Source organism: Sporosarcina sp. BI001-red (assembly GCF_003384035.1).
In the GTDB taxonomy this organism is placed as follows: Bacteria; Bacillota; Bacilli; order Bacillales_A; family Planococcaceae; genus Sporosarcina.
Map to the genome: position 1 here is coordinate 1 of NZ_QQAK01000005.1, position 14,026 is coordinate 14,026.

Here is a 14,026-nt window from a genome sequence, read left to right on the forward strand (position 1 = left end):
GAATTACAAGATTATGTGAATTGGTTTAACCGGATTCGGATCCACGGAACGTTAGATTACCTTACGCCGATTGAGTATCGATTAGGGACCTTATAAAAATTGTCCGATTTAGTGTTGCCAAACCAAAGATTTATCTTTAGATTGTGGAGAGTATTATTTTTCAGATGAAACCTTAAGTTCAGACGCTATTATAGAAGTAATTTAATTAAGAAAAATTCACCTGGAATTTGTAAATAGCGACCTCATGTCCATAGAAAGTAGTATTTCTTCCAAGTCAACAATGTCATATAATTTGTTTTCCAAAAAGAATATAATTACATAGTCTCTGGAGTTTTCTTCACTAAGAGTAAAGCCTGCTTTGTTAAGGAGTGTTATTACCTGCTTTAAGCTTAATTTTAAGAAGAAGGATATCCTGATTAGCTTGTTTTTTTCAAAAGTAGGTAGAGTATCGTTAATTAGTTTACTCCAGTAAGATTTGTTTATTGTCGCGATTCCAAAAGTATCATCGTTAACTGGTGGTAATTTTTTTTCGACTGCAAGCATCTTTAAATACTTACCCAGAGATAATGTCTTCTTCTGTACAATAGAATGTTCTAATTGTCTAAGTTGTGCGTTACTTAAGTTATGACCCATTGTAGAAGATGGGTTTGTGAACTCAGATTCTTCTAAACGAATTTCTTGTTTAATTGTTTCAATACGAAGCCTTAGTTTTTCAAATTCAGATGTAGAGTTCAAAACTCTACTCAGTTTGTATATTTTGGTAGGATTTATCATTTTTTTCTCCACTTTTCTGAAGTTTCCTGCGAGGAAACAATTTACTCTTTTTAAAAGGTATATTTAGCATATAGTCAATAACATAAAATTTAAAGACTATATGAAAAAAGTCGGAGGATAGTTTAAAGAAATATGTCTAAGTAGGTAATAGTGTCAGATTGAATGACTTGAAAAACTATAGAAGGAGGAAATTAATAAATGAAAGACCCTAAAACTTTAGAAGTATCTAAAAGAATACGAGTATTTGTGCATAAATGTTACGAGGTGACTAATAAGTTCCCATCATTAGAAAAATTTGAATTATCTTCGCAACTTCGTCGTGCGAGTAGCTCCATATACCTGAATTTAAGTGAAGGCAATCCATCAATTTACAAGAAGACTTATATTAAACATTTGGATTCTTCAATTTGCAGTGGCCATGAGGTGAGAGCTATTTTTGATTTAATCTTGGACTTGGAATACATTACTTTAGAAGAGCATGAGCAACTTGAGAATGAAATGAAAGAGATTCAATATATTCTTACTGCAATTATTAACAAGGCAAGAAGAGAAGTAGTAAGCGGAATTGTTTAATTAGGGAGTTGGAACAAAGAAATTTACAGATAAAAAAGTTATGTATAGAGATATTCATTTATTAAATTATACTCAGCGGAGGTAAAGCAAAGGTTATTTAAATCAAGATATTGAAAACTGTATACATAACTGACAATTATGTATAGGGGTTATTTTCTTAGTTGCTTAATATCGAAACAGGAACTATAATGTGGTTATTGTAACAAACCAAAAATCGAAGTGTTAATTTCAATAGGCAACAGTTCTTGTTTTTAAAAAAACAGGGGCTGTTGCCTATTGTCATTACACTTCTTTTTTTTGCCCAGAATCAATACTTCAATATGTTAAACAAACTTACTAACTGTTACCAACTAAAAGTCAAGAAAAGGAGGGTGAAGTTTCCATGCAACATAAATACTGTTGTAGCTTAAAAGTTCACTTGAATATAAAATACGTTCTAATTAATTTTCCTGATTCAGTTGATTTGAACTCCATTTTGAATTCAGTTCGTCCAGACTTCGTTTATGAGATTTTGAAAATGAAGGATGTCTTTGATGAGATATTTGGTTGGAGTGCTGATTACTGTTATAACTTGTTTCATAATTATCCAGAAGTAACTTTATCATCGGAGGGGGAACTTACAATTAGAAAGAATGAAATTGTATGGAGAGGTATGCAACAACATAAGAGTTTAAAGTTTGGAAAAGTTGAAGGATTAAAACTCCACGATTTTCCAATGGAGAATTCGGACTTTCTAATCTTAACTTCTTATAACAAAGAATCGAAGCCTGCAAAGGCGTTTGTATTCCCAGGAAGCTTATTAGAATTTAATAAAGAGGAATCGAAATGATACAAGAATTCATAAAAGACTTAAAAAGGATTGGCAGGAGTCCATTGACCATACAAGCGTACTCTAATGACATAAAACAATTTAAATCATGGCTAACGGAATCAATAGGCAGTGAGACCGAGATAATAACTGAAACGGACGTAAGGGAGTATCGACAGTTCCTAAATCATCTATTGAAATTAAAGGTAAGTACTATTAATAGAAAGATTAAGTCTGTATTAAACTATCAGCAATTTTTGTTGAAGCAAGGTGTTTTACAAGAAAAAATCCAACTAAGAAGTGTGTTACAAAAGAATAATATCGAATACGATTATGAGGTGAAAACCGTTGGTAAACAAGACTTGTATCGTTTGAAAAGAACTGTTGAAGCGAGCCGTGTAAAAAGGGATATACTTATTTATTATCTATTATTCGCAACTGGCTGTCGTTGTAATGAACTGGTTTCTATTGAGCTGGACGATATATTCATCACGGAAAGAAACGGAAAGAATAATTATAGCTATGTTTATATACGAAGAGGAAAAGGAGAGAAGATGAGAAAAATCAATTTAAATCAGCAAGTTGTACACTCGATAAATGAATACTTAGCGGTTCGACCTAATGAGAGTTCCAATCAGTTGCTCCTGGGTCAAAGAGGGCCACTTACAAGGATTGCTATAAATAAAATACTGGAGAAATACAGTAAGAAAGCACAACTTGAGTATATTATTACTCCGCATATGGCAAGACATACATTCTGCTCAAGCTTGATTAAAGAGGGAAAAGTTGACCCAAAAACAGTTGCAATTTTAAGTGGCCATAGTTCGGTTGACACATTGTATCGTTTCTATGTTAATTCCAGTGCAGAAGACAAACAAAATGCTGTTGATAATTTGAAGGTTTAATTATTAGCAACTTAGGAATAGAGGTCCTGAAGATTGATTTCATCATATTATGAGAACAGCGCGAAGGTCAGAAAGCACATAAAAGAAGGCAGGGGACAAGGCTGTGGAATTGACTACGTACCATGGACAAAGACGCATGACTACTCTTCTCTTGGTAGAGCAACGAGACTAAAAGGAATAAAGATTCCGCGAATATATCATTTACAGTCGGATATTCAATATAGAGCATTCCTTTCATATGAATTTTCTGACCGAGTTTTCGATATTAGAGAAACGTATCCATTGTTAGATGTCATGGAAATCGTCGACTCGAAAGATAATCTTAGGTTTGATAAGTTCTGTGATAAAGAAACGAACGAGCCATATGTAATAACTACAAATTTCTTGCTGTCTGTAAAGGATAAAAGTGGTAAGGAATGCTTAGTAGCGAGAACTGTCAAGAATACAACTGAATTGAAAAGAAAATTGACTTGGGAAAAACTTGAGATTGAAAGGCGATATTGGAAAGCATTAGATATTGATTGGAAGATAATTACTGATAGAGAGCTACCAAGGCAGGTCTCAAAGAATATTGAGTGGATAAGAGAAACATTATTGGACACGGATATTTTAACTACAGAGAAAAAAGAAATGGCAAATAGTCTTTGTCAAGATATTAATACTGACCTTGATTTACCTATTAAAAATATTTTAAAAATATTTGATGAGAAGATGTTATTATCCAAAGGCACAGGGCTCTATTTGTTTAGGTATCTATTAGCTACGAAAGAAATAAAAGTGAACATGAATAAACCAATAATACTTTCCAATAGCGTCAGGGACCTAACTCATGAAGCATAAAAGGAGTGGGATTATGGATATTTTAGATAATATGCTTTTGCAAAGCGTTGAAGGAAACCTGATGCGTGTTACATGGTGCGATAGAGTTTCTTCTCATATATATGTGATTGATTTAGAGGGGAAACGTTGGCCGTATTTGATGATGAAGGAAGCAGTTTACGGAGAGCTAAAAACCCCGGGCATAGATATAATGCAAGATGATGTTCTTATACATGTTGATGAGGATAGTTTAAGTAAAGCCCAAATTGCAAGAAGAGACAAAGCCATGGAGGTAGTTTTGCACGTTTTAGAACAAGTAGATAATTCACAACAAATCTTTATCAGCAAATACCGTATTAAAGCTATAAAAAGAACTGCTACGATAATGCAGATTAGTATCTCGACTGTGAAGAATTATTTAATTGAATACTGGGTTGGTGGAAAAGTGCCTAATTCTCTGTTGCCCTCTTTTAATAAATGTGGAGCACGAGGGAAAGAAAAAGCTATAGGAGAACGTAAGAGAGGTAGACCCAGAAAATATGGAAATCAGACGGGGATAAATATTGACGAAAATATAAAAAGAATATTTAAAACGAGTTTAGGACGTTACTATTATTCTCAAAAGCAAAACAGTCTAAAGACCACATACGACCTGATGATGAAAGATTTTTTTACGATAGAGAAGGTAAAAAAGGACGGTGGAAAAACGCATATATTGAAATCAAATCAACCAACGTATCATCAGTTTTATTATTGGTTTAAATTGTTTAACAACCGTAAACATGAAATTTCAAAAAGACATGGAACAAGGATATATTTTCAAAAACATCGTGCGATTATCGGGAATTCAACAGATGATAGCGGATTATTGGTATCAAATTTATGGCAGACAGATAGCACACCTCTTAATATTACCCTTGTATCCAGTATTAACAGAAATATTATTGTTGGGAAACCGTTACTTCATTTGGTAGTCGATGCATATTCGCGTGTCATAGTTGGATTTAATCTTTCATTTGAGTCTTTGAATGCCTATAGTGGGGCGATGACTGCGCTATTGAATAGCATGACAAACAAAAAGGAGTTCTGCTCAAAGTTCGGAGTGGAAATAGATGATAATGAGTGGGACGTTGCATGTATACCCAGTAAGATTTTCACCGATAGGGGAGAATTGAACGGAAAACAGATTGAAAGTGCGATAGATGGATTAGGTATTTCTATACAAAATAGTCCCAGTTACAGACCAGAGCTGAAAGGAACCGTGGAGCAAGCTCTCAATCAAATACAGATACAATTAGCCCCACACGTCGATGGAGCATCAATTAGTGGGAAAAGAGTTAGAGAAAGGGGAGAAAGCGATTTACGTTTAAAAGCGAATTTGACTATAGAAGAATTGACAGCAATTATTATCAAGTTAATTATATTTCATAACAATTATCACGTTATGCAAGATTATGAGTTAACGGAAGAAATGCTTGAACAGGATATTGAGAAGATTCCAATGAAAATATGGAACTTTTGTTTAAGAAACCAGAAAGGTCAATTAAGAACTTTACCAACGGAGTATATTAGGATGCACTTATTGCAATCTGATAAAGCGACTATAACTTCCCGTGGCGTTAAATTTAAAAAGTTACTCTATACCTCTGAGTTGAGCTTACAAAGAAACTGGTTTGAATCTGCAAGACATAATGGAAGCAAACGTTTGAACATAAAATTTGATGCGAGAGATTTAACAGAAATTTATACAATAAATGAAGATGGAAGCCTTCATACCCTAAAGTTATTGAATCACCTGTCAAAATATAAATCAAAGAGTATTGCTGAAGTGGAACAAATAAATAATTATGAGAAAGAAATGGAAGTGAAAAGTAAACAGAAAGAACTGGAGAAAAAAATGCAATTGCTATCAGATATAGATGAAATTACTTCTCGAGGAAAACTGAAAACAGAAACTGTAAAGGACGATACTATTTCAAAAACACGAAAACTAAGAGGAATAAAAAATAACCAAAAGAGAGAGCGTGAAATTCAACGCGAGATTTTTAAAAATGAAAAACAGAGTGAAGGATTATATACAAGTAGTAAAAATATGGAGTCAGTCACGAATTACATAAATAAAGATAATGTTGAAGAACTAACTCTATTTAGACAACTGAGAGATGAATAGGTGGAGAAATGATGAATAAAATTTTTTTGCCCAATGGTATGGAAGCAGTGAAAGCGAATTATACGGAATCGCCTCTTGAAGAGTTTAATGAAAATCCATTTATCCAGGCTCTGCCCCCTTTAGTGAATGAGGAAACTAAAATTAAAAAGCTTATGGTAAATCCTGTTTTTTCTATTAAAGAAAGGGACATGGAGAATATGTATCGATTACAAATGGTAAATAGAATGTATCAATTTTTTCAGCCATTACCCATTCATCTTGAAATATGGGATGCGATACACAATCTTCTTATTGAAGGTTACATAGCCAGAAATCCTTTTGACCCAGCATATGTTAGACATTTAAACGATTCAGGTAAGCAGGTTATTAATCGTTCCTATGACATAAATAATAGAAGTAATTTCAGGACAACTGCTGGATGTGGAACACTTTTTGGATTTTCAGGGATGGGGAAAACAACCTCAGTTAATAGAGTCCTAAATAATATTCCACAAATCATTGTACATAACGAGTATAAGGGTCAGCACTTTAATCAGATTCAGATGGTTTGGTTAAAGATTGACTCTCCATCAGTGTCCTCTCTAAAAGCATTATGTTTGCAATTTATAATGAGAATCGATGAACTGCTCGGTACGAATAACTATCAAAAGCATGTATCAAGAAATACTTCTGTTGATGCGATGCTACCTCTTATTGGACAACTTGCTAAAAATATTGCTTTGGGTTTGTTGATTATTGATGAAACACAAAATATTAAAAACCGTGGTAAGGAACAAATTATGAACTTCTTTGTTAGCCTGGTAAACTCCGGGGTTAACCTTCTACTTATTGGTACACCAGGAGCTTACAAACTATTTGGAGATGAATTAAGGATTGCTCGGAGATTAACAGGCAACTCTGAAATAGTCTTCAATAATATGGAATATGATAATGAATTCAAGTTTTTATTAGAATCGATTTGGAGGTATCAATGGACATCGAAACAGGTAGGTCTAACCGAAGAAATTATGAAAGTTATCTATTATGAAACGCAAGGCATCTCTGACTTAGTTGTAAAGCTATTTGTTTATTCGCAACAAAAAGCAATATCTACAAAGAAAGAAATGATTTCTGCTTCGCTTATTCAGAGTGTAGCAAAAGAGAAATTCAAGTTAATGAAGGAAATGGTAGATGCAATACGTTCAGGAAATCCTTATAAAATGTCAGCATATGAAGATATAAAAAGAATTGAAAAAAGCAATAAAGCTGATAGAAGTCCAGAAATAGAAATTAAAGTCCTTAATAAAATTAGGGAAAAAGAAGTAAAGACGAATCAAAACCAAAACCAAATGGAAAAGATAGTTGTTCCAGTACAGAATAGACAGAATCGAATTGTTGTCTATGATGAAAATGATATAAGAAGAATAATGGCAGAAGGTATAAAAGATGAGAAAACTGTTTATGAAATTTTGAATGATAATGATTTAATTGAACATATGAATAGTTGGAACGACGGTGTTGTTATTGATTAATTATTTCCCGGTATTATATGAAGATGAGTTGCTTTATAGTGTAATTGCGCGTTATAGGAGAAAGTGTGGGATTGTTAGCAGTAGTGCATTACTGAAAGATATATTCGGTAAAAAAATTATATTGAAGTCTACTTACTTTCCTAAACATATTGATAAATTAGTCGGTAATTTACCAATCACAACAAAAATTACAACAAAAGAGTTGATTTGTGGGCACACAATGTTTCCGTTTTACACTTCATTTATATCTGAAGAAAAGACTATTTCTGCATATAAAATGATGTCAGAAGGTACTGGTAAAAGTATCGAAGGACGAATAGGGATGGGAGGTAGTACAGTCAAATCTAATATTTATTTAAGATATTGTCCATTGTGCTTCGGAAATGATATTGAGCTATACGGCGAAAGCTATTTTCGAAGAATGCATCAGATTGTTGGCGGACTATATTGTTTAAAACATGAAGTATTATTGAGAGATAGCACAATCTTCAGTACTCAAATCAATTCAGATTTTTTATGTATCGATGAAGATGTTTGTAGAGGACAGATAATAGTTGATAAATACTCATTAAAAACTAAGGAATATAACCTTCAGTATCTTAGGAATGCCGAATGGCTATTAAAAAAAGAGTACCAAAGAGTAGACCTTAGTTATATCATTTCATTTTACATAAACAGCTTGAGGAATAGAGGGTTAGCCACTCCTAATGGAGAGTTGTATATGAATGATGTAGAGAAACATTTTTCAGGTTTTTATCCCAATGAGTATCTTAATGCTATGCAAAGTTCATTAGATTTAGATTGTAATTTGTCGTGGCTAAGAACCTTTGTAAGGGATAACGGTAAGAATCGTAGTCCTTTGAGGCACTTATTATTTCTACAATCCCTTGATATTAAAGTGGAGGAGCTCTTTGCTGGTGAAGAGGTAACTGGAAAGATAAGGGGAACAAGTGCGAGAAATCCTAAGTTTGCTATCGAAGAAATGAGAGCTAAATGGCTTCAGCTATTAGAAGAGAATAGAGATTCATCACGCAGTGAATTGAAAACTAAAGGTAAGGGTCTGCACACATGGGTATTCAAGCATGACCGTGAATGGTATGAAAAGGTAACGCCGGTAGTAACACGTAAAAAAACCAGAGCTTCTTCAATTGATTGGGCAGAGCGTGACCAGGAGTGCCTGCAGATAGCTAAAAGGTCTGTGAGCATAATCCTTAAGAAGGAAGGTAAACCAGTGCGTGTAACGCCCTTGAGCGTGAGAACTACTATAGGCGCAAGAAATTGGTATAACAACAAGAAACTAATTCAAACTCGGCAGTATTTACAAGATGTAAAAGAGGATATTAATGTGTTCCGGAAGAGAAAAATCAAGTGGGCCATAACCGAAATGAGTGAAAAAGGTGAGAAAATCACGGTATATAAAGTCCAATTATATGCAGGATTTGGAGGTGGGAATTTAGCAATTAGAAAAATGATTGAGCAATTGTTGAAAGAGTAATAATGCGGTTTTATTGAAGTGCATTAAAGGGAGAGATTCAATGGCTACTTTTACATACTTAAAAAAAGAAAAATACACAGGCGAAGAAGTTCTTAGTCTATTTAAAAAACTACAAATGTATTATGGCTGGCATTCAACAGTGATTCATAGTAATCAAGGTACATCGGATGACGGACAACGTTATTCGTCCACTCAATCATCATATCTAAAGGTTCAAGTTGCTATGACAGCAATCAACTTATTTAAAGAGTCATTTAGTTTGAAAAGGAAAGTGAAAGAAAAATACTGGCAACGGGTATTTTCTGGGAAAAAGATGTATGACGTGGCTGAGCAACTTAATTCCATGAAGATACTTTGCGATTTGCAGTATAGTTATGAGTTTGATGAGCAAAATGAAATGTATAGACATCAGATTGATTGTATGAATATTTTATCCCCTGAGTCCCATGATATTCTTTTATTCTCTTGGGACAAAATGAAGGAAGGGTATCATGAAATAATTTATTTGTTGTTTGGAATTGAAGATAATGTGTTCCAAGGTAATGAAGAGTATGACGATTTTATTCGAAGGCTAAAGCAAATAGGTAATAAATAAAGGAAAAGGATGTCATGTATTCTGTATGAGATTTAGGATTGATTTAAAAAATATGCAATGTGAAGCACTAAGAAAATGATTTTATAAAATTATTTTCTTAGTGCTTTATTACATAGTGAATTTGAATTGACCTCTGGGAAGGTTAGGACTTCTTATATTGGTTATTTAGAGTAAGGATATACTTAAAGTCCTCATTAAATGCTTCCTTATTCGCACGAACATGCTGACTTTCTATAGGTTGACTATGTCCAGCCATCCAGCGACACGACTTATCAAAAAGGTTGCTAACAGCTTCTAATTCATCTACAAATGTGCCATCTATAGACCTCACACTTGAAAACATAATATTTGGTTCATATCTCCGTATTATAGATTTTAAAAATCCTTCTTCTACGATTAACTCACACCAGGTTCTGATATCTGAGTAAGCCTTTTTTAAGTGGTCTTCTAAAGCATCACCAAAGCATGATTTAGAATTAATTGTTTGGTTATGCTCATTTAGTTTGTTTGTTATTTCTTTTAGATTTTCTAATCTACCAGTAAATGATTCACTCACAAATCCTTTATTCATTTTATCTATCTCATCTACCTTGAAAAATTTATCGGTGCTCTTTTTTATCCGACGGCTTGCATTGTATAAATTATAGTAAAACATAATATTGTGAGTAAATACAATGACCTGTCTTTCATTTGATAGCTCATGAATAAGGGAGGCAATCAGTTCTGTACGCTTATAATCTAAGGAATTTACCGGGTCATCAAAGAGTAAAGGATTATAGTCTTTACGCATAGTCAAATCAGTCGCAAACTCAGCTACTGCAACGGCTTTTTGTTCTCCTTCGCTTAATACTTGCGACACTTTGTATTCTTCAGATGACACATATTTATTTCGCAAAGTTTTTCCCTTTTTAGGAGTGGTCCTTAACTCAACGAATGGCACCTTTAGTTTTTCTGAGAAGTGTTTAAAGGTTTCAATATACTCACCGTGAACTATTGCTTTGAAAGCTTCTGATTGTTTTTGTGTCAGTTTATTTGTAGAGAATCTCTTTTTCACACTTTTGTACGACTCAATACAGTGTTGTCTGTCAAACCAATCTAATAGTAAGTCAAGTGAGCAATGTAACTTCTCATTATTTTTCAAGGACACTGCTTGAGATTTTAATGGAGCAATGAGTTTTACTATATCGCCATTTTTCGCTTGTATAGAATCCATCCTGTTCTGTAAAGACTCAACTTCCTTGCTAATTTCATCTGTGATATCGGACAAATCTAATACTACTTGGTCAGATAACATTTCTTTTGAGGAGAGTAACTTATTAAACAAATCTTTATTACGATTAACTAACTGGATAGAGGTCTTAATTCTATCTAAAAGTTTTTCACTTTCAAAAAAAGTAGCGTCTTCTTCAGAAATTTGATTTAGCGATAGACAAATACTATGCTTTTGTATCTTATGTTCAATCGCTTGAATCAAGGTACTGTTACCTTTAGAGATATAACTAAAATTATTATTAATTAGATTTACAGCATTTGAATCAAGGGGTTGACTACAAAAAACACACGGTTCATTTAGTGTTGCTTTAATAGTTTCAGTCGACTCATAATACTGTTTCGCAGACTGTATTAATGAAATCCATTCATCATTTATAACTTCAAGATATGAAACATTTTCTTTAAATTTTTTGTTGTATTCCATTTCTTCTTCTAATTTTTGAGCATATTCATTTATAAGTTCGTTGGCTTCGCTAATATTCTCCAGACTTAGTAGTGTTGACAATTTGTCGAAGGACTCTTTAATTGTCTGAAGTTTAATCTTTTGAGCAGATAATATCTTGAGTTTATCGCTTGGATTAGATGATTCCAACTCACTAATCCTTAAATCAATAAAATTCAATTCTTCATTATAAGATTTACTTCTCGGATAATTAATGTCCAGAAATGATTTGACGTCTGCTTTATTCGTTACCTCTTTTATTATTACCTCAATATCAGCTCTGATTGAATCAAAAGAAGAGTCTGTGAAAAGAAGAGATTGTTGTTTGCTTTCTAAATTAATTAAGGATGAGATTTCGACACGGAGCTCATCTAACAAGTTTGATGTTGCTTGAAAGTAATCAAATCCGATAGGAAGAATGGAAAAGGAGATATCGTCGTCAATTAATGGTACTACAGATTCGCTATCAAAAACATTTAGTTTACATAAATCAGGATGTTCTATATTCATATCAATTATCTCATTCTTTTCAATGTTATCTATTAGATATTTCACTTCTACTGTTTGGGATGGTATACCAGCTATTTTATCTTTGTCATAAACGTTTGGAAAAATTGTTAGGTCCTTTTCAGAAGTTAAATAGTTATCTGCTAACTTCCTGAACATCCTAACATAAGATGATTTTCCTGCGCCATTCTCACCGTAGAAGACATTTAGATTTCCACCTAACGAAAAATTAGAGTCATTTGAAAGTGCGTTAATATTACGAGGAGACTTTATGTCTTGTATCACTAACCTTACGTTTTCTACCGTCACATCTTTTGACTCAATAACTATATCAATTGATTTCTTAGAATCAATTAACGATAGTATCTCTTTTAGTAATTCGGGAATGTTAACCTCGGTTTTTGTAGTAATCTTGTTAATGACATGTACTTTCCAGGATTCTTGACCAGCCCATTCTTGCAAGAACTGAATTGCAGACTTCATGTAATCTACCTCCGTTGGGTAATTAGATACTATGTAAATTGAATGATTTCTTGCCACCAATCCTAATGATAACATACAATTCACTGTTAAATTAATATATTCGATATATTTGTAAAACAAAATTCTGGCATATATAATTTATGCGAATTAGGATAAATGTCAATTAAACACTATGAATAGACTCCGATGTGATATTTAATGCCGTTAAATCGATGTTGTTATTTATCAGGAATCATTTATTGGAAATTAAATCTCAAACTTGTACCATCTACTCTTTAAAAGTGTAATCATTACACTTCCTCTTTACTTACCTGATTACATATTTTCATTTTAAGATACATAAAACTAATAGTTTAGGGGTGAACCTATGATTTCTATCTCACGTAGAGAACTTTATATAAAGATTTGGTTTAAAGGGATTACAAAAACAGCACAAGAGTTAAATGTAGTATATAAAAAACTTAAGAAGGTTTGTATTTCGAATGACATCCCGCTACCCACAGCGTCTTACTGGAGTTCTTTGCACATGGGGAAGGAAAAGCCGGAACAACCAGCACTGCCTAATCCGGACTTTAATCCCAATATTCTTATAGAGGAAGTCAAACGGAGAAATAAACTTTATGCTGAAACGGAGGAGTCAAAAAGCATAAACAACTCTTCAAAAACTACAAATGATGGTAGCTATTCTAAGAGAGACCAGATGCAACGTAATCATTTATTTGGATACTTTGAAGCTGAACAAATTCTTATGACTGAAGTGTATAGCTCTTTAAAGGTAAATAAAGCATTATCTACTAAGCCACATCAACAAATTGTTTTGTACCGAAAAGAAAAAAGATGGACTGGCCCGTATTATAGAGAGCCAATTTTACATATTAGTTCTAAGTCAGACGTTATATTTCCCGAAGTTTTAACCTTCATAGACAGTTTATTTAAAGCACTTGAAAAAGTAGGGGCTGTAATAAAGGTGACAAGCAAGGAAATACAAGTTTTATATAAGAACTATGAACTTTTAATAGCATTTAAAATTCCAACAAATAAAATCATGTTAACAATTGATGATAATGACTACTCAAAATACAAGATGTATAAGTTCACCCCCACAGGAAAGATGTATGTTGAAGTAGGCTATAGAGTGGAGTGGAATAGCTGGAACAAACATGAGAAACTTATAAAACAAAATTCATCAGACACATTAACTGACTTGTTGAAGAAAGTCTTTATTTATATTTTTTCACTTCCCAAGATAATAGACGAAGAAAGTGAGACTCATAGAAATGTCGAGGAAAAAAGACGTTTGGAAATAGAAATACAAAAAATGATAAAGGAACAGCACGATAAGGAATACAACCGAACAAAGGAACTCTTACAGAAGTCAGTAGAATACTTCTATTCAGGTTTAGTGAGAGAGTATGTAGTATCAGAAATGGATGTTGATACGGAAGAATATAAGTGGGCATTAAACAAAAGCGATTGGATTAAAGACTCTCGTAAATACCCTGACAGCAATTTAACAAACGAGGATAAAGAAAATCTGATTAGTAAAAACAAGTCTAAAAGCACGTGGATAGACGATTATTAATGTAAAAGTCAGCTACATTCATCTTTTTTAGTGTTTCTTTAAGGGGGTGACAAGAAAACAATAATAATTTCCTTTAACCCTTTTCCTTGT

Annotated in this window: 12 protein-coding genes; 10 read left to right on the forward strand and 2 right to left on the reverse strand. The window is 33.1% G+C overall.

What is annotated here, in order from left to right:
- Nucleotides 1-96, forward strand: a 96-nt coding sequence (locus tag DVB69_RS01275; RefSeq protein ID WP_147300748.1) for an IS3 family transposase, incomplete at its 5' end; no start/stop codon positions are given.
- 120 nt (nt 97-216) lie between these two features.
- On the opposite strand, the gene DVB69_RS01280 is transcribed toward DVB69_RS01275, so the two are convergent.
- Nucleotides 217-786, reverse strand: a complete 570-nt coding sequence (locus DVB69_RS01280) for a hypothetical protein (protein ID WP_147300749.1) — start codon at nt 784-786, stop codon at nt 217-219.
- Between the two features lie 186 nt (nt 787-972).
- On the opposite strand from DVB69_RS01280, the gene DVB69_RS01285 reads away from it, so the two are divergent.
- The 8 genes from DVB69_RS01285 (at nt 973) to DVB69_RS01320 (ending at nt 9,650) form a co-directional block, all read left to right on the forward strand.
- The gene (locus DVB69_RS01285; RefSeq protein WP_116015798.1) at nt 973-1,347 is read left to right on the forward strand and encodes a four helix bundle protein; all 375 of its coding nucleotides are present in this window, start codon (nt 973-975) and stop codon (nt 1,345-1,347) included.
- A 382-nt stretch (nt 1,348-1,729) separates the two neighbouring features.
- Complete coding sequence (locus tag DVB69_RS01290) at nt 1,730-2,176, forward strand: hypothetical protein (protein WP_116015800.1); 447 nt, start codon at nt 1,730-1,732, stop codon at nt 2,174-2,176.
- Nucleotides 2,173-3,060 carry a tyrosine-type recombinase/integrase gene (locus tag DVB69_RS01295; protein ID WP_116015802.1) on the forward strand — a complete coding sequence of 296 codons (888 nt, stop codon included), beginning with the start codon at nt 2,173-2,175 and terminating at the stop codon, nt 3,058-3,060. The genes DVB69_RS01290 and DVB69_RS01295 overlap by 4 nt, the downstream gene beginning before the upstream one ends.
- Nucleotides 3,061-3,093: 33 nt before the next feature.
- Nucleotides 3,094-3,900: a TnsA endonuclease C-terminal domain-containing protein gene (locus DVB69_RS01300; protein WP_116015804.1), complete on the forward strand. Its 807-nt coding sequence runs from the start codon at nt 3,094-3,096 to the stop codon at nt 3,898-3,900.
- A gap of 13 nt (nt 3,901-3,913) precedes the next feature.
- Complete coding sequence (locus tag DVB69_RS01305; RefSeq protein ID WP_158541003.1) at nt 3,914-6,049, forward strand: Mu transposase C-terminal domain-containing protein; 2,136 nt, start codon at nt 3,914-3,916, stop codon at nt 6,047-6,049.
- Nucleotides 6,050-6,060: 11 nt separating this feature from the next.
- The gene (locus tag DVB69_RS01310; protein ID WP_158541004.1) at nt 6,061-7,560 is read left to right on the forward strand and encodes an ATP-binding protein; all 1,500 of its coding nucleotides are present in this window, start codon (nt 6,061-6,063) and stop codon (nt 7,558-7,560) included.
- Entirely contained in the window at nt 7,544-9,055 is a 1,512-nt protein-coding gene (locus DVB69_RS01315) for a TnsD family Tn7-like transposition protein (RefSeq protein ID WP_116015810.1), read from the forward strand. Before DVB69_RS01310 ends, DVB69_RS01315 begins: the two co-directional genes overlap by 17 nt.
- Nucleotides 9,056-9,095: 40 nt before the next feature.
- Nucleotides 9,096-9,650 carry a hypothetical protein gene (locus DVB69_RS01320; RefSeq protein WP_116015812.1) on the forward strand — a complete coding sequence of 185 codons (555 nt, stop codon included), beginning with the start codon at nt 9,096-9,098 and terminating at the stop codon, nt 9,648-9,650.
- A gap of 142 nt (nt 9,651-9,792) precedes the next feature.
- On the opposite strand, the gene DVB69_RS01325 is transcribed toward DVB69_RS01320, so the two are convergent.
- Entirely contained in the window at nt 9,793-12,354 is a 2,562-nt protein-coding gene (locus DVB69_RS01325; protein ID WP_158541005.1) for an AAA family ATPase, read from the reverse strand.
- A 367-nt stretch (nt 12,355-12,721) separates the two neighbouring features.
- Between DVB69_RS01325 and DVB69_RS01330 the strand changes: the two genes are divergently transcribed.
- A complete protein-coding gene (locus DVB69_RS01330; RefSeq protein ID WP_116015816.1) occupies nt 12,722-13,936 on the forward strand; it encodes a hypothetical protein in 1,215 nt (404 codons plus the stop codon).
- The last annotated feature ends 90 nt before the right edge of the window (nt 13,937-14,026 follow it).

Excerpts from the sequence above, each read along its gene's own strand:
- DVB69_RS01295 (WP_116015802.1), top strand. The coding sequence starts at position 2,173 with ATGATACAAGAATTCATAAAAGACTTAAAAAGGATTGGCAGGAGTCCA.
- DVB69_RS01305 (WP_158541003.1), top strand. The coding sequence starts at position 3,914 with ATGGATATTTTAGATAATATGCTTTTGCAAAGCGTTGAAGGAAACCTG.
- DVB69_RS01290 (WP_116015800.1), top strand. The coding sequence starts at position 1,730 with ATGCAACATAAATACTGTTGTAGCTTAAAAGTTCACTTGAATATAAAA.
- DVB69_RS01310 (WP_158541004.1), top strand. The coding sequence starts at position 6,061 with ATGAATAAAATTTTTTTGCCCAATGGTATGGAAGCAGTGAAAGCGAAT.
- DVB69_RS01330 (WP_116015816.1), top strand. The coding sequence starts at position 12,722 with ATGATTTCTATCTCACGTAGAGAACTTTATATAAAGATTTGGTTTAAA.
- DVB69_RS01285 (WP_116015798.1), top strand. The coding sequence starts at position 973 with ATGAAAGACCCTAAAACTTTAGAAGTATCTAAAAGAATACGAGTATTT.
- DVB69_RS01325 (WP_158541005.1), bottom strand. The coding sequence starts at position 12,354 with ATGAAGTCTGCAATTCAGTTCTTGCAAGAATGGGCTGGTCAAGAATCC.
- DVB69_RS01320 (WP_116015812.1), top strand. The coding sequence starts at position 9,096 with ATGGCTACTTTTACATACTTAAAAAAAGAAAAATACACAGGCGAAGAA.